The sequence below is a fragment of the Marinobacter sp. LV10R510-11A genome, assembly GCF_900215155.1.
Classification (GTDB): Bacteria; Pseudomonadota; Gammaproteobacteria; order Pseudomonadales; family Oleiphilaceae; genus Marinobacter.
In genome coordinates this window covers 666,935-685,377 of record NZ_LT907980.1, presented here as the reverse complement: position 1 = coordinate 685,377, position 18,443 = coordinate 666,935, and the positions used below count along the sequence as shown (strand labels likewise).

Annotated in this window: 20 protein-coding genes and 1 tRNA gene; 10 read left to right on the top strand and 11 right to left on the bottom strand. The window is 53.7% G+C overall.

Translation table 11 applies throughout. The annotated features are described in order from the left end of the window. Nucleotides 1-276 precede the first annotated feature (276 nt). Both galU and CPH80_RS03345 read left to right on the top strand, forming a co-directional pair. Nucleotides 277-1,116: a UTP--glucose-1-phosphate uridylyltransferase GalU gene (galU, locus tag CPH80_RS03350; RefSeq protein ID WP_096275615.1), complete on the top strand. Its 840-nt coding sequence runs from the start codon at nucleotides 277-279 to the stop codon at nucleotides 1,114-1,116. 79 nt (nucleotides 1,117-1,195) lie between these two features. Further along, on the top strand, nucleotides 1,196-2,074 hold the full coding sequence (locus CPH80_RS03345) for a RibD family protein (RefSeq protein ID WP_096275614.1): 879 nt from the start codon (nucleotides 1,196-1,198) through the stop codon (nucleotides 2,072-2,074). Here CPH80_RS03345 and CPH80_RS03340 read toward each other — a convergent pair. Genes CPH80_RS03340 through CPH80_RS03325 form a run of 4 tightly spaced genes read right to left on the bottom strand, consistent with a single transcriptional unit; the run spans nucleotide 2,049 to nucleotide 6,374 of the window. Next, complete coding sequence (locus tag CPH80_RS03340; protein ID WP_096275613.1) at nucleotides 2,049-3,002, bottom strand: lysylphosphatidylglycerol synthase transmembrane domain-containing protein; 954 nt, start codon at nucleotides 3,000-3,002, stop codon at nucleotides 2,049-2,051. The two genes, CPH80_RS03345 and CPH80_RS03340, sit on opposite strands and share 26 nt — an antisense overlap. Continuing rightward, nucleotides 2,999-4,972, bottom strand: a complete 1,974-nt coding sequence (locus CPH80_RS03335) for a glycosyltransferase (RefSeq protein WP_096275612.1) — start codon at nucleotides 4,970-4,972, stop codon at nucleotides 2,999-3,001. The genes CPH80_RS03340 and CPH80_RS03335 overlap by 4 nt, the downstream gene beginning before the upstream one ends. Then, nucleotides 4,959-5,357 carry a 6-pyruvoyl trahydropterin synthase family protein gene (locus CPH80_RS03330; protein ID WP_096275611.1) on the bottom strand — a complete coding sequence of 133 codons (399 nt, stop codon included), beginning with the start codon at nucleotides 5,355-5,357 and terminating at the stop codon, nucleotides 4,959-4,961. Before CPH80_RS03330 ends, CPH80_RS03335 begins: the two co-directional genes overlap by 14 nt. Before the next feature lie 9 nt (nucleotides 5,358-5,366). Next, on the bottom strand, nucleotides 5,367-6,374 hold the full coding sequence (locus tag CPH80_RS03325) for a zinc-dependent alcohol dehydrogenase (RefSeq protein WP_096275610.1): 1,008 nt from the start codon (nucleotides 6,372-6,374) through the stop codon (nucleotides 5,367-5,369). Nucleotides 6,375-6,506: 132 nt separating this feature from the next. Between CPH80_RS03325 and CPH80_RS03320 the strand changes: the two genes are divergently transcribed. From CPH80_RS03320 to CPH80_RS03290, 8 genes are all read left to right on the top strand, one after another. Next, nucleotides 6,507-7,250 (top strand): CDP-alcohol phosphatidyltransferase family protein, encoded by a 744-nt coding sequence (locus CPH80_RS03320; RefSeq protein ID WP_096275609.1) that lies wholly within the window; start codon nucleotides 6,507-6,509, stop codon nucleotides 7,248-7,250. Next, nucleotides 7,237-7,854, top strand: a complete 618-nt coding sequence (locus tag CPH80_RS03315; RefSeq protein WP_096275608.1) for a YceI family protein — start codon at nucleotides 7,237-7,239, stop codon at nucleotides 7,852-7,854. The genes CPH80_RS03320 and CPH80_RS03315 overlap by 14 nt, the downstream gene beginning before the upstream one ends. A 125-nt stretch (nucleotides 7,855-7,979) precedes the next feature. After that, nucleotides 7,980-9,053, top strand: coding sequence for a hypothetical protein (locus CPH80_RS03310; protein WP_096275607.1), 1,074 nt, complete (start codon nucleotides 7,980-7,982; stop codon nucleotides 9,051-9,053). A 37-nt stretch (nucleotides 9,054-9,090) separates the two neighbouring features. Next, nucleotides 9,091-10,179, top strand: coding sequence for a hypothetical protein (locus CPH80_RS03305; protein ID WP_096275606.1), 1,089 nt, complete (start codon nucleotides 9,091-9,093; stop codon nucleotides 10,177-10,179). Between the two features lie 148 nt (nucleotides 10,180-10,327). Continuing rightward, on the top strand, nucleotides 10,328-11,275 hold the full coding sequence (locus tag CPH80_RS03300; RefSeq protein WP_096275605.1) for a DMT family transporter: 948 nt from the start codon (nucleotides 10,328-10,330) through the stop codon (nucleotides 11,273-11,275). Nucleotides 11,276-11,329: 54 nt separating this feature from the next. Next, a tRNA-Val gene (locus CPH80_RS03295) sits at nucleotides 11,330-11,406 on the top strand. 190 nt (nucleotides 11,407-11,596) lie between these two features. Next, nucleotides 11,597-11,758 carry a hypothetical protein gene (locus CPH80_RS21490; RefSeq protein ID WP_157746843.1) on the top strand — a complete coding sequence of 54 codons (162 nt, stop codon included), beginning with the start codon at nucleotides 11,597-11,599 and terminating at the stop codon, nucleotides 11,756-11,758. 160 nt (nucleotides 11,759-11,918) lie between these two features. Further along, nucleotides 11,919-12,314 carry a glutaredoxin family protein gene (locus CPH80_RS03290; RefSeq protein WP_096275604.1) on the top strand — a complete coding sequence of 132 codons (396 nt, stop codon included), beginning with the start codon at nucleotides 11,919-11,921 and terminating at the stop codon, nucleotides 12,312-12,314. A gap of 76 nt (nucleotides 12,315-12,390) precedes the next feature. Here the strand turns inward: CPH80_RS03290 and CPH80_RS03285 are convergent, their stop codons facing one another. From CPH80_RS03285 to CPH80_RS03255, 7 genes are all read right to left on the bottom strand, one after another. Then, entirely contained in the window at nucleotides 12,391-13,398 is a 1,008-nt protein-coding gene (locus tag CPH80_RS03285) for an NAD-dependent epimerase (RefSeq protein WP_096275603.1), read from the bottom strand. 28 nt (nucleotides 13,399-13,426) lie between these two features. After that, entirely contained in the window at nucleotides 13,427-14,149 is a 723-nt protein-coding gene (locus CPH80_RS03280) for a TIGR04219 family outer membrane beta-barrel protein (RefSeq protein WP_096275602.1), read from the bottom strand. A gap of 45 nt (nucleotides 14,150-14,194) precedes the next feature. Next, the gene (purC, locus tag CPH80_RS03275) at nucleotides 14,195-14,908 is read right to left on the bottom strand and encodes a phosphoribosylaminoimidazolesuccinocarboxamide synthase (protein ID WP_096275601.1); all 714 of its coding nucleotides are present in this window, start codon (nucleotides 14,906-14,908) and stop codon (nucleotides 14,195-14,197) included. Between the two features lie 46 nt (nucleotides 14,909-14,954). Continuing rightward, nucleotides 14,955-16,082: an outer membrane protein assembly factor BamC gene (gene bamC / locus CPH80_RS03270; protein WP_096275600.1), complete on the bottom strand. Its 1,128-nt coding sequence runs from the start codon at nucleotides 16,080-16,082 to the stop codon at nucleotides 14,955-14,957. Between the two features lie 47 nt (nucleotides 16,083-16,129). Further along, nucleotides 16,130-17,008, bottom strand: coding sequence for a 4-hydroxy-tetrahydrodipicolinate synthase (dapA, locus tag CPH80_RS03265; RefSeq protein WP_096275599.1), 879 nt, complete (start codon nucleotides 17,006-17,008; stop codon nucleotides 16,130-16,132). A gap of 65 nt (nucleotides 17,009-17,073) precedes the next feature. Continuing rightward, a complete protein-coding gene (locus CPH80_RS03260; RefSeq protein ID WP_096275598.1) occupies nucleotides 17,074-18,153 on the bottom strand; it encodes an AI-2E family transporter in 1,080 nt (359 codons plus the stop codon). Between the two features lie 15 nt (nucleotides 18,154-18,168). Continuing rightward, on the bottom strand, nucleotides 18,169-18,396 hold the full coding sequence (locus CPH80_RS03255; RefSeq protein WP_096275597.1) for a sulfurtransferase TusA family protein: 228 nt from the start codon (nucleotides 18,394-18,396) through the stop codon (nucleotides 18,169-18,171). Nucleotides 18,397-18,443: the final 47 nt, after the last annotated feature.

Here is an 18,443-nt window from a genome sequence, read left to right as displayed (position 1 = left end):
AAACACCACGCCAGAATCTAGTGGCAGTTGCCAAAAATTACAATTTTAACATAACTAAAAACAGTAGGTTATAGCGACATTTAAATCTACTGCATGAGATACGACGGGCATCTTACCGGAACACGCTCGGCTAAACCGCCGGTTACAAAACGTAATGAATCTCGCCCACCCTCTCCCTTTGAACGGATAACTTGGTAAACTCGCCGCACTCTATGGAAACTGCCTGCCTGACGAAGCAGCTGGCCGGCTACAAATCCCCACCAAAGGACGAACGCAATGATCAAACAATGCCTGTTCCCAGTTGCCGGTTACGGCACCCGCTTTTTGCCAGCTACAAAAGCGATGCCGAAAGAAATCCTGCCCATTGTTAATAAGCCGTTGGTGCAGTACGGCGTGGAAGAAGCAGCCGCAGCCGGTATTCATGAGTTTGGCTTTGTGACGGGGCGCGGAAAGCGGGCCATTGAAGACCATTTTGATATTAGCTACGAACTTGAGCACCAGATTGCGGGATCAGGCAAAGAAGGCCTGCTGACCTCCATTCGTGATTTGATCGACAACAATACCTTCGCGTTTACCCGCCAGGTTGAGATGAAGGGACTTGGCCACGCCATTCTGAGCGGCCGCAACCTGATGGGCGACAACCCGTTTGCGGTTGTGCTCGCAGACGACTTCTGTGTTGGGCCGGGCGAAGGCGAAGACGGCGTTTTGGCGCAGATGGTTAAATTGTATAACCAGTTCCGCTGCTCCATTGTTGCCATTGAAGAAGTTCCTGCAGATGAAACGCATAAGTACGGTGTGATTGCCGGTGAGTCCATGAAGGACGGCCTGTACCGCATCACCGATATGGTTGAAAAACCGGCACCTGAAGACGCGCCAAGCAATCTGGCGATCATTGGCCGTTATATTCTCACACCAGACATTTTCGACATTCTTGAGCGTACACCGGCCGGTAAAAATGGTGAGATTCAAATCACCGATGCGCTGCTGGAGCAAGCGAAGAATGGTTGCGTGCTTGCCTACCAGTTTAAAGGCCGGCGTTTTGACTGCGGCAGTATTGACGGGTTTGTAGAAGCTACCAACTACGTGTACGAGAACATCTACAAAAAGCAGCAATAAGCGGCACTTTCGGCGAACTGGCCGCTTGTTCGGCCAGAAGCTGCCTCTACTGGGGTGAACTCAATCACGCAGGGATCTTATGACCTCTCACGCTCTGGATACTGAGTCCGCTTGGAAACTGATCTTGCTAGCGGAGAACCGAACGGGTGTGACACTGGCGCACCCCGGATCTGAAGAACCTGCCCTCGAGCTAAACAGTATCGGGGAATGGCGCCTGCTGGTGCCAGCGACAGAAGAAGCCAGTGCACTGCTCAGCGTGTTCCTACCTTTATGCCCACCACTTGCTGCGGGCGCCCCCTTGCACGTTATCGGCCAGCTCGGGCAAAGCCTAGATGGCCGTATCGCAACGGTTACCGGGCATTCCAGGTTTATTAATGGTAACGATGGGATTGTTCATCTGCACCGCATAAGGGCGCTTTCGGATGCCGTGGTTGTTGGCGCTGGTACGGCGGCAACGGATAACCCCCAGCTGACCGTGCGCTGTACCAGCGGTGAAAATCCTGTAAGAGTGGTTGTTGATCGCAATCGCAGAGTGCCGGAAAGCCACCACCTGTTTACGGACGGAGCAGCACCCACACTGCGACTGGTGGCCGGCGACTATACCCCTGGAATGGCTGAGGGCTATGGGGAGCGCGCCGTAATAGAGATCCCCTGTTTGGGCAATGGAATAGAGCCTGTGAGCCCCAAACTCATTCTTGAGGTTCTTGCGGATCTTGGTTTGAAAAAGATCTTCGTAGAGGGCGGCGGCATGACGATCTCATCTTTCCTCGAAGTTGGCTTGCTCAATCGCCTTCATGTGATGGTCGCACCGATGATTATCGGCAGCGGTAGGCCTGCTTTTTCCCTGCCAGAAATTGACTTCTTGGATGACGCGCTCCGGCCCGCGTCTCGATTTGTGAATCTGGGCACTGACATGTTGTTTGATCTGGATTTCAGCATTTCTTTGCCGGCGAACTGAACACAAACAAGGCGCCCGGCAAGCTGGAAACAAATATTAAAACGCCATATGCCACACTCAGAGCCACGCCCTGCTCCGCGGGCAAGCCCACCATGGGCCACAAGATAACCGCTGCGCCTTCGCGGACGCCCCAGCCAGAAACAGTAACCGGTATCACCATGCTGAGCAAAAGAAGACTGCACAGCGCCGCGACTACAACCGCCGAAGGCAGGCCAGCCAAATAACCCGCGCCGTTTGCAAGTACAAGGAACACCGCCAGATAACTTGCCACGACTAGCAGAGAGGTTAGCACCTGCAACGGGAAGGCTGGCCATGACAACAAAGCCAGAGTGAGATCTTCGCGCAGCGTGTCAAAATATACGGATACCCGCTCGCTCCTCCGGGCAAAAAACCACGCCAGTAAAACCACAGTGGCCACGGCTGCAAGCAGCGAGTAAAGATGGCCCAGAGAGCCTGAGCCGGTGGCGTCATTACCGATAATTCTGCCTGTGATAAACAACCACGCGAGGCCAGTTACAACCACAGCCGCCAGCACTACTTGCCCGGACAAACGCTCGATAGCCACACCGTGGGCAGCTGCCGCCCGGTTGTCAGTATCCGCACCATGACGCAGTGCCCGGTTTACATCACCCAGAACACCGCCCGGCAAAACCTGGTTGGTAAAGGTTGCCAAATAATACTCGCGCACTGCCTGCATGTAGGGTATCGGAAGGCCTAGAAGGCCGGCAGTATACCGCCACCGCCAAGCCGACAAACACACTTGGCCAACGCCTAACACAAGCCCAAAAACCAACGCAGATGGAGGAATGCGGGCAACTTCGCGAATCAGTGTTTTGCCATCCACGAACAACAATACCGCACCTATGATCAGAGCCGTCACCAGCCATTTCAATGCGATGCGAATGCCTGTATTGCGAAACAAATTCATGCGGATCGTTCGAGTATTTTTTCGACAGCGCAGCCAGGCGGCAGGCCAAGAACATCCTGATGGTGCACGGTGATTTCCAGCTCGCCCGCTACCTGTTGCTGCTTTCTGGCAGCAAACCAGGCATCCAGCCGATCACTGGCATCTTCAGCACCCGGGCTTTGTTGTTTTGCTGCAGTTACCCAGCCTGCCATGAGCATCGTCGCCAGCTGGGCGTCCTTGCTGTCGAGCTGCCAGGGGGTTTCAACAACCTGCACCTCATAGCCCTTCATGCGCAGTTGGTCTGCAAGCACAGCGGCGGCTTCCGGCCCAAGCGCGGCACCTGTGCCTTTATCGCCATGTTGATGCTGGTTAACCAGCTCCCGAAGCAGAGCGTCGTCTTTATGGGCCGGCGAAAGCGTAAAGCGGCCGGTATAGCTCAGCACAACGAGAATAGCCGCTTGCTTTGAAATCACCTCGGCCACAAGCGCTGCCAGCCAAGCTTCAGAAACCAGATCAATGAGTGCCGAGGCTGTTACAACAGACGTGTCTTGGGGGAGAAATCCCTGAAAATCTTCCGGCATTAAACGGCGCTGCAAAGTCTTAAACGACACATTCAGCTGGTGCGCCTTTCTGGCGGCCGCAGCCAGCAAATCGTTATCCTGATCAACCAGCAGCCATTCCTGCGGCAAAGAAAACGCAGGGGCAAGATAGGCGACGTTTGAGCCGCGACCTGTGCCTATATCAACGATCCTGACCGGGTTTTGGTGGTTGCTCTTTAAGGTATCCCCTGCCCACTGTTCCAACCGCTGTGTCAGTTCCACGGAACGCGCACAATGATCTGCGGCTTCGCGGGCCTGTAGCCATTCGTCTGCAAAGAAGGTGGCGCGATGGCGTTGGTCAAAATAGCCAAGCCCTTGCAGGAACAGGCTTGCCGTATCCGCCCAGCTTCTTATGTTGCGGGATTCAGCCGCAGCAAGTTCACGGGCATGCTCCAAAGCTGCAGAGTCGCCCAGCCATGTTCGCAGGCTGGCTTGCAGAGCATCTGTGTCCCCTGCCCGGTACAACAAGACACCCGGCCTGTTCCCGGTATGCTTCAAGGCGCCGCCATCGGATGAAATAACGGGCAGCCTTGCCGCTAGGGCTTCATCAATCACCATGCCGTAGCCTTCATACAACGACGGCAGCACAAACAGATCAGCTTCCCGGTAGAGACTCGCGAGCTGCTGTTCTTCAACTTCTTCTGCAAAATCAATTCGACCGCCGAGACCTGATTCTTGAACCTGCTGCCGCACGCCATTTGCGTAAACCGGATCACGCTCGCAGGAGCCGGCCAAGGTACAGTGCCATTCCAGGCCTTTCAGGCCGGCAAGAGCGTCTACCAGATGGCCTTGCGCCTTGCGCGGTGAAAGATGCGCAACGCAGAGGATTTTCGGAGCCTTTGACGCTTGGGCTTCATGCTTCTTGCCGAAAATCTCAGTGTCGCTTGCCAACGCGTTACCAGCCGGGCTTTCCACTCCCGGCTCGGCAGTTTGAATACGCCCGGCGTCAACGCCGTAATCTGCTAGTCGGGACGCCGTAAATGCGCTTGTTGTAAAAACATCCCGAACGATTCTTAATGCCTTTTCTTCGCGTTCAAAAAACCAATCCTGCTCGCTTAGGCTTAGCCCGGTTTCGTCTGCCAGCGGGTGGTGAATAAGAGCCACAAGACGCAAACGCTGCGCATGTTTTTCGAGGGTGCTGGGCATTGCACTCATCGCAAGCCCGTCCAAAATTACCCAGGAGCCGTCAGCAAACTGCGAGAGCAGGCTGTCCATCCCGTGTGTGGCGATGCCATCAGGCTTTGGGAACCTACCCGGCAGCCCCGTTACCTCCGCTGTCGCGCCAGCCTGATTCAGCGCTTCGATCAGTTTTCGCACATAGCGATAACCACCCGTGTTCTGGTTCGGATCGCCTGGCACGATAAAGTGCAGAGCCGTGTCAGATTCCAGCATGGTAGCTGGCCCAAGCAATGTGCGACTCAGCCAAGGTGACCTTCAGCGCACAGACGGCTTTTGCCGTCTCACCCAACCGCCCTTCGTGGATGGCTGTAGCCATGCGATCGAACACCTTCTTCGCCATGAACTCGGTGGTGGTGTTGCGGCCACGGAAGTCTTCGATGTCGTCGAGGTTCTGCATGTTGAATTCGCTCAGCACTTGCTTGAGAACCTCTGAAGCCAAGCCAATATCAATAATCAGATCATCACTATTAAGCTCGCGGCGCTCAAATGTCATATCAACGACATAGGTGGCACCGTGGGTCTTTTGCGCCGGGCCGAAGATCTCACCATTAAAGCTGTGCGCGATCATCATGTGATCCCGGACGGTCAAGCTGAACATAAGAAGCTCCTAGTATTTTATGCGGTGGCAAAGCGTATCACTGCCGTTCGAAAGAATCCGACTCATGGTTTCCGGCATCTGCTCAAACGCCGTCTCACCCGTAATCAGTTGGTCCAGAATATCGTGTTGAAGCAACTCAAGCGCCAGCTCGAGGCGTTTGCGGTATGTCCATCGGGGCTGGCGTGCCGGCGGAATTTGGCCGACCTGGCTGGATTGTAGCGTAAGCCTGCGTGAGTGAAATGCGCCCCCAAGTGGCACAGAAACAGACCTATCGCCGTACCAACTCATTTCCAGCACGGTTGCATCCTGACCTGCCAGAGACAGCGCGGTTGTAAGGCCAGATGCATGACCGCTGGCGTGAATAACCAAATCGTGATCATCTGCCAAAGACCCCGAAGCAAGGGTCAGCCCCAGAGCTTCTGCGACCGACGCACGGGCGGGATTAGTATCAATCACCGTTACCCGTGTTCCCGGAATACGGCTAGCGAGCCAACTGACAAGAAGGCCAACCACACCCAACCCCACCACGGCTATGCGATCACCTACGGCCGGCATGGCATCCCAAAGGCCATTGATCGCGGTTTCCATATTGGCTGCAAGAATGGCCCGCTCCGGCGGAACGCCAGCTGGGATAGGTGTCACCGCGCTGGCTGGGACGGAATAACACCCTTGATGGGGGAATAGACAAAACACCGTTTTACCGATGAGCTCAGCCGGGCCCTCAAGTACTCGCCCAACATTGGCATAGCCGTATTTTACCGGCCATGGAAACGCGCCTTCCTGAAACGGGGCCCGCATGCGATCGTATTCACTTTGCGGAACCCGGCCGTTGAATACCAGAGATTCCGTACCCCGGCTGACACCAGACCAAAGCGTTTGCACAACCACCCAGGGCTGGTTGTTCTCCGGTTGGCCGGATGCTACGGGTGCTGCCAGAATACGACCTTCCCCGGGCCCAGTTATCCAAAAGGCCCGGGACTCGGATTGTTGTGATGAATAGCTTGGGCCGGAACTCATCCTGCACTCCTCTGAAAAGAATTCACTGTGGTATGCATTAACGTGCTTTGGAAACTATAGTCATTAGTATATGCCCGGCACCGATTGACGCCTGAAGGCGATGCACACAAGCCTATACGCTGGAGCAATGTTATGGATTTTGGAGGGCAATCAAGACCTTTCATATTACCGCCCTGGGTCGACCTGCTCTGGGGCGCTGTATTCACCGCATTGTGGATGGTTGGTGCTGCGCGATTATATTCATCATCCGGGTCGATGTTTCTCATAGCAGCCCTGCTTTACGGTTTCATTTGTGTCGCTGTGCTCACGCGCTGGCCCCGAGGTAAAGATTTTGGCTGGGCAAATCGCGCTACGCTCTTTCGGAGCAGCCTGATTGTTGCCCTGGTCGCTGGCGCCCCATTTATACCTGCGCATCCCACATCGACCTACACACTCTGGATTTACGCCGTTGGTGCTCTGATTGCACTGATTCTCGACGGCGTCGATGGCAAGCTTGCCCGGGTAACCCACTCCGCCAGTGCTTTCGGCGCCCGTTTCGATATGGAAATGGACGCGCTGTTGATTCTGGGTTTATGCGTAGCCGTGACCGCGAGCGGTAAAGCCGGCACCTGGGTTATCGCTCTCGGGCTTATGCGCTACTTGTTTGTTGCCGCTGCTTTCGCGATGGATTGGCTAAACCACCCATTGCCCGAGAGTTTCCGGCGCAAAACCATCTGTGTATGGCAGATCGTTACGCTGATGGTCGCTATTGTACCGCCCATTCCACCCATGTTCGCCAGCCTGACGCTGGCAACCGCCCTGTTGTTACTCGCCTGGTCGTTTATGACGGACGTGTATTGGCTTTATGAAAGGAGATTTCATTATGAAACCCTCTAAATCGCTTTCCCTGACACCGGCGTTTATTGCCTGCTTAGCACTGGCGCCTATTACAAACGTAGCAAATGCCGAGCCCGCCAAATTCGAGGTGGATGACGAGCATTTCTCGATGGTCTTCGAAATTATGCACATTGGCTACGCTCCGGTCATGGGGATGTTCCGGAAGGTTGAAGGCGAATTCGTTTACGACGATGAAACCCAGGAGTTGATATCAGGCGAGCTCGCGTTCAAAAGCAAAAGCGTGTTCACCAATCATGAAAAGCGCGATAGCCACGTCACTGGCAAAGATTTTCTCAACAGCGGCAAATATCCAGACATCACGTTCACAGTCACGGGCTTTGAGACAACCGGGGAATCGACTGGAGTCGTCACTGGGGATTTGGACCTACTCGGGCAAACAAAGCCGGTTGAGCTGGATGTTACTCTGAACAAGGCTGCCGAATACCCTATTGGCCATGAGGAATACACTCTGGGCATTAGCGCTGAAGCAACGCTCAAACGCAGTGACTGGGGTATGACCTACGGGCTCGATCCCGCTCTAGTGGGGGATGAGGTAACTCTCAGGTTTGGCTTTGAGGCGATAAAGGATTCTGGCTGGTTTTGAGTGACTTTGTGACGACGATCACAGGAAACTTACATATCTTTACTTTTATCGACTATATTTTTGCCAGTAAGGACTAATCGGCACTAGGTTTGTCGAACAACACAACAAAAAAGAAGGACAGACGAATGCCCCCAAAGGCGCTCGTAGTCATTGTAGCTGCAGCCTCCATTGTGGTCGGTACGGGATATCTGTTGTCAGAAGACAATCGCTTCGGCTTTAGTTGGAACACAAAAGCTGTGGGGGCTGGAAGCCAATACAAACCCACCCTGCCGACGTTCCCACCTGGATCTTCTCAGGCGGCTGCGGGCTTTCAGCAAAAGCCGCCCTCGAATAATCCGGTTGGGTTTATGTTGGCCAAAGTAGCAGACCAATATGCAGAGTCCGTTCGTTATCCGCCCTGGTCAGTACCTTTAACCCAAGCCCAGGCAGACGGGTACCGTGGCAATCGCTACGAGCCTGTGGCACTGCCCCTGGAAAACGGCGGTCAGTTTACGGTTACCCTCGATAAGTTCCGCTTTACGCGCGGTGAAGACATCCTTGTTGTCGCCTCGTTACAAGGCCCTCAAGTGATGGGGTATTCGCTTCGGGCGACACTTGAGCGCCCTGAATCCAGAGACACCGTTGGAAGCACAACGCTGGAGCAGGATAACCAGACTGGCTACTACCAGGGCAGCCTGACCACCGACGAAGAGCCTGGGGAATATCGGCTTATCGTGGAGGCAACCGTTGATGGAAAGCCTGTGCGGCACGCCTCCAGCCTTACCATCGAACCCTATCTCGGGGACTTTGAAGGGTTGGAAGACACCTATCTAAGTAACAACAATCTGGTTATTCCTGTTAGCTTCTCACCGCAGGATTCGGGCTTCTATGCGTTATCTGCCCAGCTGTATAACGGGCAGCAACCAGTGGCTCAGCTTCAGGCTGAGAAGCGCCTCGACCGCACCTCCGACACCCTCTCGCTAAAAGCCCATGGGACGGTGCTTGCCAACAAGTCGTTCAACGGAAAGTTTCAGTTGCGCAACTTACAGATACGGCAGCTGCCTGCCCGGCCCGGTGACCAAACCCATTATGCCTTCGGCCCAGATGACGGGTACGACTTTGAACCGCCGGATCTTGATGATCTTAATGACACTCCGGCGGTAGATCCCGAATCAGGACAGCGTGCAGCTCTGCTGAAACAGCTGGCTGACAAGTTCTGAGGTACCACAACAATAACCAAGCAAAGACGGAATAATCATGACAACAAAAAAGCCCCGAAATGCCTGTAAAATCGCGCTGGCGGCAGCGCTCACCAGCAGTATGATGGCCGGAACTGCCCAAGCGCAGCTTGCCGGGCACAACGTTATACTGGTTCACGGATTCCAAATGGAAGACCTTTCAACCCCACCCGCCAACCTTCAGGCGATCAAAGACGCAGGTGAGGACTACTGGCAAACATTCTGGCTGTCCCGCTCGGAAGCCCGCATTGATTGGCCAAGCGATGGCCGGGTGGAAGGCACCATTGCACAACGGGCCTACGAGCAGATTCGCGAAATAAGTCAACAGGGACTGTGCAATGACTTTTGTATCGTCGTTTCCCACTCAACCGGCGATCTGGTGACACGTTACATGCTAGAAAACCAGGCTCGCTGGCTGCAGAACGAGGGTTTGCCACCACTGAAAATCCTTGCCTCTATAGACTACTCCGGCGCCGGTGGCGGAACCGAGTTGGCAAACTTGGCCATGTCCCTCGCGTACAACCCAACTTGGTACAACTGGGGCCTTCGTGCAGCGGTGCAAGCATTCACCGGCATAGAGCCTTCACCGGGCAAATTGGGTGTGGTGAATGATCTGCAAACCAACACCGCCAGAAACCTGGCCCTGAGCCCCAACTCGATTCCACGGCTGCGGTTCGTGGCAGGCGGATCATCCTACGGTGGCATCACCAAACCATTCATCTCTGGTAAGGACGACGGCGTTGTACCCACCCACTCCGCCTGCGGTGCCACCTCCGCTCAAGGCATAGACTCCTGCTCTGGCAATCTGAGCATGGGCGGCAAAGTAACCAGCCAGAACGGCCCTGCGGGGCTTTACTACAACCATTACCCGGTATTGATGAACGAAGGCGCGACCCACAGTGGCGTACTGGGCACAGAAACCGGCAACATCTCAGTACCGGTAGTAAACAACGCCACCCTGAACGGCCTGCAGGTCGACTTTGCCACCCGGAGCTACAACCAGCGCCCCTGGTGGAAGCTATGGGGATCCGGAGACCAGTACATTGAAGTACCTGGTTCAGATCAGACCGACATGTCTTCGCTTGTGTACTCCACACTTAACAACTGACGCGATCTGATTTCTTTGTGTTGCGTTACGCGAAGAAAGCTCTTGAAAATATCGCCGGCTCATGGAAGAGCCACCTTTCTTTTTTAGTTCGCTAACTATACATTGTTGGGCTATCACCTTTTCTTACCTCTTTTAAAGCCCCTATCCCATGTCTGACGCCCACAAATCTGACCTGCTTCTCGTCACCGTAACCCTGCTTGCTGCCATAAGCTGGATGTTCTCAAAAGAAGCCGTTTTGCTCATGCCACCTCTATTGTTTATGGCGTTGCGGTTTTTGGTCGCAGGCGGCTTTTTAGCTGTGATCGCCTGGCGGCCATTGACGCGCCTGACCGCGGATCAGCTTAAGCGTGGTGTAGGCGTTGGGTTGGTATTCGGTATAGCCATGAGTTTCTGGGTGATGGGTTTGTTTCATGCCACCAGCATGGGGGAAGGCGCCTTTATTACCAGCCTTGGCGTGGTTATTGTTCCGATCATCGCTCGCCTCGCTTTCAAAGAGGTGCAGCCAGCGAGCACCTGGTTTGCTATTCCGGTAGCCGTAGCTGGGCTGGCTTTGCTTTCCCTTCGCAATGGTTTTCAGCCAGAGTCTGGCCAGATATTCTTTGCGGTGGCTGCAACCATCTTTGCGCTGTATTTCACTTTGAACACCCGAGCTGCAAACCAGCGCACGGTGGTCAGTCGCGGTAAGACAATCGAAAAACACCGCATTCCCGCCCTACCCCTAACGGCCATTGCGCTGCTTACCGTCGGGCTGGTTACTTTGGCTGAATCTTTGGTGCTGGAACCTTGGCAGCCAACGTTCGGCAACCCTCCACCGTTTTTAATCTGGTGGGTGCTCGCCAGCGCCATCGTGGGAACAGCCGGGCGTTTCCTTGTGCAAACCTATGCTCAAAGCCTGTCCACCCATAGCCACGGCGCCGTTATTCTGGTGCTTGAACCGGTTTGGGTATCTCTGTTTGCAGCGGGTTGGTTCGGTGAAACCATGACCCCCATGCAACTGGCCGGCTGCGGGTTAATCTTCGCTGCATTGATCGTTAACCGCTGGGGCGCCTTGAGCAAAGCCCTTAAAGCCTCCCTGAGAAAACACAAAACCGGATAAAAGAGGTTGACCAAAAACCCCGGAGTCAGTATATTTCGCCCCGTTGCAGATTGCAGGACCATAGCTCAGTTGGTTAGAGCGCTGCCTTGACATGGCAGAGGTCCCCAGTTCGAATCTGGGTGGTCCTACCATTTCTGCCAGAAAAGTCAGTTGCTTGCGCCCTCCGCGAGAACTGGCTTTTTTATGCCCAAAAAAAGCCGAAGAACTATTGCAGCCTTTTACCTGAACTTTACGTTATGATGAGATAACCAGGTTGATTTCTATGAAATCATTAGTCTGGCGAAATCACTTTTGTTCGTTTGATAAATACGAGAGAAACGCATGCGTAAATCAGGATTATTTGCGGCTTTCGCGTTGAGTGCTGTCGTAGCAAGCCCCGCTGTGGCCCAATTGGATGTGGAAGACCAGATTAAAACCCGCCAGAGCGACTTTACGTTTGCCGCATGGAAAGAAGCGTGCGTGTGTAGAACCAACAACCAGTGAAACAGTAGTGTGGGCACATTCCACAGGGAAATCGACTTCATCTAAAAGCCCCTCAACTAGCGCTCACTTACAATCCACGGCGGCAGAATACCCGAACCGTGCTTGTTTTGCTTTATACTACAGCCCCTTCTTAATGCACCAACCCTAAAAGGTCTGATTAATGCGACTGGTTATTCGTTACTTTTTCCGGACGTTACGTCTTATTTTGACACCCTTTGTACTGTTGAGCGAAAAGCTGGGCGGCGGCAAGCCCCTAGAGCGCAGTGCCGAGGAACAGCAAAAAGTGGACACTGCCTGCGAGCAGCTTGCGTTATACCAGTTCAAAACTTGCCCATTCTGCGTCAAGGTCCGAAAGCAGATCGCGCGGCTGAACCTGAACATTGAAAAGCGCGATGCCCAACACAATGAAACTCACCGTGCGGATCTTGAGCAAGGTGGCGGCAACATAAAAGTGCCATGCCTGCGAATCAAGAATGACGATGGCAGCGAACAATGGATGTACGAATCCGGTGATATCAACGCTTGGCTAGAACAACGCTTTGGGAAAGCTGACTGAGACAGGAATAGCGGCTTGTATTGATTCACGCCCCTCTTTGGAGGGGCGCTTTAATTCTGGGGAGACGCTTGCGGGTTCAGACTTGGTAAAACTCGCGGTACCAATCCACAAAGTTGGCTATGCCCTCCTCCACGGAGGTTTCCGGTTTGTAGCCCACATCGTTGATCAAACCATCGACGTTTGCGTAGGTAGCCGGTACATCGCCTGGCTGCATGGGCATCAGGTTTTTTTGAGCTTTTTTGCCCGTTCGTTCTTCAATAATTTCGATGAAGCGAGACAACTCTACGGGGTTATTGCTGCCAATGTTGTAGATGCGATACGGGGCTTTGCTGGTACTGGGGTCAGGAGCTTCCCCACTCCATTCGGTATTGCCAAGAGCCACTTGGTCGAGCGTACGGATAACACCCTCTACAATATCGTCAATGTAGGTGAAATCCCGTTTGTGCTGGCCATGATTGAATACGTCAATCGGCTTTCCGGCGAGGATGTTTTTGGTGAAGATGAACAGCGCCATGTCAGGGCGACCCCAGGGGCCATACACTGTAAAAAACCGCAGGCCAGTGGTGGGCAAATCGTACAGGTGACTATAGGTGTGGGCCATCAGTTCATTAGCTTTTTTAGACGCCGCATACAAGCTTAACGGGTGATCCACGTTGTCGTGAACGGAAAACGGCATAGCTTCATTAGCACCGTATACAGAACTACTGGACGCGTATACCAGATGCTTCACATGGTTATGCCGGCACCCTTCCAAGATATTCATGAAGCCAACGATATTGGCATCCACGTAGGCATTAGGGTTTTCTAGCGAATATCGTACACCTGCTTGGGCGGCAAGGTGTACGACACGCTCGGGGCGGTACTTTGCGAAGATCTCTGACATCACAGAGCGATCTGAAATGTCCTGACGCACTTCTGTAAAACCGGAGTTACCGGTAAGGCGTGCAAGCCGGGCTTCCTTGAGACTGACATCGTAATAGTCGTTAACATTGTCAACGCCGATGACCTCGTCTCCCCGCTCAAGCAACCGATGCGCCAACTGCGCACCGATAAAGCCGGCGGTACCCGTGACCAGAATCTTCAAGTCTTTCGCTCCTTATTCTAAGCCTTTGTTAGAAAGTTACGCCGGCACTGATGAACGGGCCGTCGATTTTAACGTCAAACACGTCGCTGCCATCTTCATAGTCAACAGCCAGCTGGCGATAGCCTGCGCGCAGCTGCAGCAAAGAAATGCTGTACTGGCCATACACATTGAAGTCGCGCATGGAGTCGCCGTCAAAGGCAATGAAGTTGCCTTCAGCGCCAACGGCTACGCCGGTCAATGGCAGGTCAAAGCGGGCGGCGATATAGCCTAGTGGTAGAACAGCATCTGCTTTGGTTTTGCTTGGTGTACCGCCGCTGTCCATAATCAGAAGTTCACCGGAAAAGTCCCTAACCGTTAGGCCCAGATCAAGGTTTACCCAGTTATCAAGGATTTCGTAATACAGGGTAAGATCGAGTTGCTCAAGATCGAGATCTGAGCGCACAGCACCACTCAAACCATCATATGAACCACCAAGCGTACCATTACCGCTTTGCTGAACCAGCGTATAAGCCAGACGCACATTTGGAAGCACGGGGACTGGGTGTTCCAGATAGATACTGGCGTTCGCGTTGCCATCATCTTTCAGTCGCAACTGATCATCTACGTCTACGGAACGATTGTCTTGGGCAATACTCCCCGACAAGTCAGAATCCCAGTAGCTCACGCTGGCGCCAAGGCCAACAATGTCGGCTTGGGCCAAAGGGGCGGCCAAAATCAAAGAACTTCCTACCGCAAGTGTCAGTTTACGCATAATGCACCTGTATCGTTTTTGTCTGTTTGGATTTATCGGTAATGATCAGTTAAAGCTGATACCTAAGCGGCGACCAACTTCTTCATAAGTTTCGATAACGTCGCCTAGCCCTTGGCGGAAGCGATCCTTGTCCATCTTTTTCCGGGTTTCCTTATCCCAGATACGGCAGCCGTCTGGGCTAAATTCATCGCCCAAAACAATCTCTCCACCGCTACGCCCGAATTCCAGTTTGTAATCCACCAGTAGCATTCCAGCTTCATCAAACAGGTTTTTCAGTACGTCATTTACTTTGTAAGTTAGCTCTTTCATGCGGGCAAGCTCCGCTTCGCTCGCCCAGTTATAGCTCACCGCCAGAGACTCATTTACCATGGGGTCGTGCAGCGCGTCGTCTTTCAAAAACAACTCATAGGTCGGCGGGGTAAGCTCTTGCCCCTCTTCCACACCAAGGCGACGGCACAAGCTACCAGCAGAGATGTTCCGCACCACACACTCTACCGGGATCATGTCCAGCTTTTTGACGAGTGCTTCGGTAGCAGATAACAAACCTTCAAAATGTGTTGGTACACCCGCAGCTTCCAGTTTTTCCATGATGAACCCGTTGAAACGGTTATTCACCATACCTTTGCGATTCAGCTGTTCTTTCTTTTCGCCATCAAATGCCGAGGTATCATCCCGGAAGACAAGAACAAAACGATCTGGATCGTCAGTGTAGAACACAGATTTGGCTTTGCCTGCGTAAAGTTCTTCGCGCTTTTCCATTATAGTCTCCAAAACAGGGGCCCGCGCTGCGGGCGCCCTTTCTTAATCAGTATAGGTAATCGAACAGCTGTGTGAGCAGATCTTCAGCACGCCTGTCACCGCTGTAGCCTTCGGCCTCTTCAGCGGTAACCTGCACATGGCCATCGCTCTCAACCAGATTAACCGTGTGAGTATGGCGGGCTTTTTCTTTATCACTGAACCAACTGAACCAGCCCGAATCGCGCTCATCGGCGGTGCGACCATCAACAAAGAGCCAGCCTTCACTGCGGTTGAGGTCAACCACTACAACCTCTGACTCGATGAGCGATCGGTTCACCTCGGCCCACGAACGGCCGTAGTCGAGATCCATGCGGATGGATTGCGCCTTATCATTCTCAGTGACAAGCTTCACCAACGGCTTGGTGACCATACCCGAAGCTGCACGGGAGAATGACTTGCTCTCTTCACGGGCTTTCAAGAATTCGCCAAGATCGGCAAGAAGGCGCTTCTGCAGCGCCAACTGTTCCGGTGAAGGTTCTGACACACCACGCCAGGAAATCAGCTCATTGGGCCAAGACGAGCTTTCGTCCGCCGTGTTCTCGGATGTGAGCTTGCGCACTTGGATCTCGGTGGTTTTACGGCGAACACCAGGAGCAATGCGAACCTGCAATACCGCTTTAGGCTCGGCAGTGGTCGCTTCGGCGGGCTCACTGGAAAGCTCAAGAAGCTCACGGGCGCGCATACTAAAGTTGGCCAGCTCACTTTGCATCAGGCCCAGTTGTGGATTGTCGTGGGCGACACCTAGGCTCTGCTCATTCATATAAGCCGTTACTGCAGGCCAGATGCGACCCGGCACATCGTTTACCAGCAGCCAAACTCGGCTATCGAGTTCCTCAACCGCGTAGTTCTCGTCGAGAATTTCTGAGGTCATATCCGGTGGCCGAGGAATATCAGACGGATACATGTTGCTGGCGTCTGCTGAGTTTACCTGGCGAACGGGCATTACCTGAGAAAAGCGGGACGAATCCGCTGTTTCTGGCAGCGCCAAGGCGTCGCCTTCCTTCGCGTTCACATAGCGTTCAGAACGATCTTCGATCAGGCTGCAACCAGACGTCGCGACAGCGAGTAGTAGTCCGGATGCAATAGCCAAGGGTCGGAGTGCAAAAAACTTACGGGTTCCTGAAAGAACCGACATCGGCCTTCTCTCTGTATGGGACTGTTTCAGGGTTGGTGTCAGCAAACTCAGAGTACACCCGAGGCTTTCATAGCTTCTTCAAGCTCGGCGTGGAACTTCTCGCTGAACGGAGTCAGCGGCAGCCGTATACCTTCGCCGATCATACCCATGCGCTGAAGCGCCCATTTAACCGGGATGGGGTTGGCTTCTAGGAACAGCTTGCGGTTCAGGGGCATCAGAAGCTCGTTCAAACGCTCCGTCTCTTCCCGGTTGCCCGCAATGGCTGCCGCGCACATCTCGGCCATGCCTTTGGGCGCTACGTTCGCGGTAACAGACACATTACCCTGAGCGCCCGCAAGAATGAGCTCAGCTGCAGTGGCGTCGTCGCCAGAATAGACAGCCAGCCTGCCGTGCAGCGCATCGATCAGTTCTGCACCGCGGGGGATATTGCCGGTGGCATCTTTGATGGCAACAATGTTTGGAATATCGGCCAGGCGCAGAACGGTTTCGTTGAGCATGTCGCATGCGGTGCGCCCAGGCACGTTATAGAGCATTTGGCTCAGCCCCGGCACCGCTTCTGCGATGGTTTTGTAGTGCTGATACAGGCCTTCCTGAGTCGGCTTGTTGTAATAAGGCACAACCAACAGGCAGGCATCTGCACCAAGCTTGTAGGCTTCGGTGGTCAGCTCGATGGCTTCACGGGTGCTGTTACCGCCACTACCGGCAATAACAGGAACCCGCCCGTTAACACGTTTGATGATATGGCCCATTACCCGGCAGTGCTCTTTCTGATCGAGCGTTGCGGATTCACCGGTGGTTCCTACAGCAACGATACCGTCTGTACCGTTCTGCAGATGAAAATCGACCAACTTGTCCAGATCCTCCCAGTGAATGTCACCGTTTGGATGCATGGGCGTGACCAGTGCGACAAGGCTACCCGTAATCATAAAAGCTCCGTCCGAGTAAATTAGATATGGTAATGTTGGGCACGAACTGACACAAGGAAATTAAATTACCCCTCGTCTGAAGTCGTTAAGGAAGCAGGCCCCTTCACCGGCCAGGCAAAGAATACTGCCTTCAGCATAGTCGCCAACGGAATGGCAAAGAAAACGCCCCACAACCCCCAAATACCGCCAAAGAACAGCACCGAGATAATGATCACAACCGGGTGCAGATTGTTCACTTCGGAGAACAACACGGGGACCAGCACGTTACCGTCCAAGCCCTGAATAGTTCCGTATACCACCATCACCCAGATGAAATGACTGCCCCAACCGAAGGCGAACAGTGCAATCACTGCAACCGGAATAGTAACCACGGCAGCGCCGATGTACGGAATGACAACGCTCAGCCCCACTAAAAGCGAAAGCAGTGCCGCATAAGGTACACCCATAAGCTTGAACCCGATGTAGGTTGCGCCTCCAACTATCATGATTTCTAGGGCTTTTCCCCGCACATAGTTGGCACACTGCAAGTTCACTTCATGCCAGATTTTCAACATCATGGGGCGCTGGGGCGGCAACAACTTTGAGATGGCGCCAAGCAGAACTTCCCGATCCTTCAGAAAAAAGAACACCAGAATCGGCACCAGCACCATGTATATCAGCAACGCGACCAAGTCGGGAATACTGGATATTGAGACGGACACAAGCCACTGGGTCATTTGCCCTACTTCCGTGTTCACCTGGCCGTAAAGGCTGCTAACCGTTTGGGCTGAGATGATGTGCGGGTACTCGTCGGGCAGCAACTCTACATAGGATTGCAGCTCGCCGATGATACGGGGGGCTTCGCCTGCGAGGTTGCTGACCTGAGTCCATATCAGCGGCAACAGGCCAAAGATGAACCCCACCAGCACACCGAGAAATATCAGGAACACGCCAAGTATTGCCAGGCCCTCGGGCACGCCGAGGGTGTTAAGTCGGGTAACCAGGCCCTGCAGAATAAAGGCAACGATGAGGGAGGCAATCGCCGGTGCAAGCATGGCGCCGAACCAGATCACAAAAACTGTGCCTATCACCAGAATCAGGAAAAGAATGACGGCTTCGTCGTCTGAAAAATATTTGTGCGCGAGACCGCGTAAAATTTTGACCATCAAGGACTCCGGAAATTAGCCGCCGCACTCTATCACAAAGCAGTACTGGCCATCAGTTTCTGAGGAATTCACCAAGCGGTGGCGAGACAACGCCAAAAAGGCCGGGATGTCGCGAGCGGAGCCCGCGTCGGTGGCAATCACCTCAAGCTTTTCGCCAGGGGACATGCCATTGAGTTCCAATTTTGTTTTCAGCAGAGGCATTGGGCAACGAAGCCCAGACGTATCCAGTGTACGATCGACCATATAAAAGGTGCACCATCACAAGACATGGAATTCGCAAGCCGGCATTA

What these genes read in the sequence shown, in the direction of transcription:
- CPH80_RS03345 (WP_096275614.1), top strand. Translation starts at nt 1,196, where the DNA reads ATGACCTCTCACGCTCTGGATACTGAGTCCGCTTGGAAACTGATCTTG.
- CPH80_RS21490 (WP_157746843.1), top strand. Translation starts at nt 11,597, where the DNA reads ATGCGTAAATCAGGATTATTTGCGGCTTTCGCGTTGAGTGCTGTCGTA.
- CPH80_RS03260 (WP_096275598.1), bottom strand. Translation starts at nt 18,153, where the DNA reads ATGGTCAAAATTTTACGCGGTCTCGCGCACAAATATTTTTCAGACGAC.
- CPH80_RS03310 (WP_096275607.1), top strand. Translation starts at nt 7,980, where the DNA reads ATGCCCCCAAAGGCGCTCGTAGTCATTGTAGCTGCAGCCTCCATTGTG.
- dapA (WP_096275599.1), bottom strand. Translation starts at nt 17,008, where the DNA reads ATGATTACGGGTAGCCTTGTCGCACTGGTCACGCCCATGCATCCAAAC.
- CPH80_RS03315 (WP_096275608.1), top strand. Translation starts at nt 7,237, where the DNA reads ATGAAACCCTCTAAATCGCTTTCCCTGACACCGGCGTTTATTGCCTGC.
- CPH80_RS03305 (WP_096275606.1), top strand. Translation starts at nt 9,091, where the DNA reads ATGACAACAAAAAAGCCCCGAAATGCCTGTAAAATCGCGCTGGCGGCA.
- CPH80_RS03280 (WP_096275602.1), bottom strand. Translation starts at nt 14,149, where the DNA reads ATGCGTAAACTGACACTTGCGGTAGGAAGTTCTTTGATTTTGGCCGCC.
- CPH80_RS03320 (WP_096275609.1), top strand. Translation starts at nt 6,507, where the DNA reads ATGGATTTTGGAGGGCAATCAAGACCTTTCATATTACCGCCCTGGGTC.
- CPH80_RS03325 (WP_096275610.1), bottom strand. Translation starts at nt 6,374, where the DNA reads ATGAGTTCCGGCCCAAGCTATTCATCACAACAATCCGAGTCCCGGGCC.
- galU (WP_096275615.1), top strand. Translation starts at nt 277, where the DNA reads ATGATCAAACAATGCCTGTTCCCAGTTGCCGGTTACGGCACCCGCTTT.
- CPH80_RS03255 (WP_096275597.1), bottom strand. Translation starts at nt 18,396, where the DNA reads ATGGTCGATCGTACACTGGATACGTCTGGGCTTCGTTGCCCAATGCCT.
- bamC (WP_096275600.1), bottom strand. Translation starts at nt 16,082, where the DNA reads ATGTCGGTTCTTTCAGGAACCCGTAAGTTTTTTGCACTCCGACCCTTG.
- CPH80_RS03290 (WP_096275604.1), top strand. Translation starts at nt 11,919, where the DNA reads ATGCGACTGGTTATTCGTTACTTTTTCCGGACGTTACGTCTTATTTTG.
- CPH80_RS03335 (WP_096275612.1), bottom strand. Translation starts at nt 4,972, where the DNA reads ATGCTGGAATCTGACACGGCTCTGCACTTTATCGTGCCAGGCGATCCG.
- CPH80_RS03330 (WP_096275611.1), bottom strand. Translation starts at nt 5,357, where the DNA reads ATGTTCAGCTTGACCGTCCGGGATCACATGATGATCGCGCACAGCTTT.
- purC (WP_096275601.1), bottom strand. Translation starts at nt 14,908, where the DNA reads ATGGAAAAGCGCGAAGAACTTTACGCAGGCAAAGCCAAATCTGTGTTC.
- CPH80_RS03300 (WP_096275605.1), top strand. Translation starts at nt 10,328, where the DNA reads ATGTCTGACGCCCACAAATCTGACCTGCTTCTCGTCACCGTAACCCTG.
- CPH80_RS03340 (WP_096275613.1), bottom strand. Translation starts at nt 3,002, where the DNA reads ATGAATTTGTTTCGCAATACAGGCATTCGCATCGCATTGAAATGGCTG.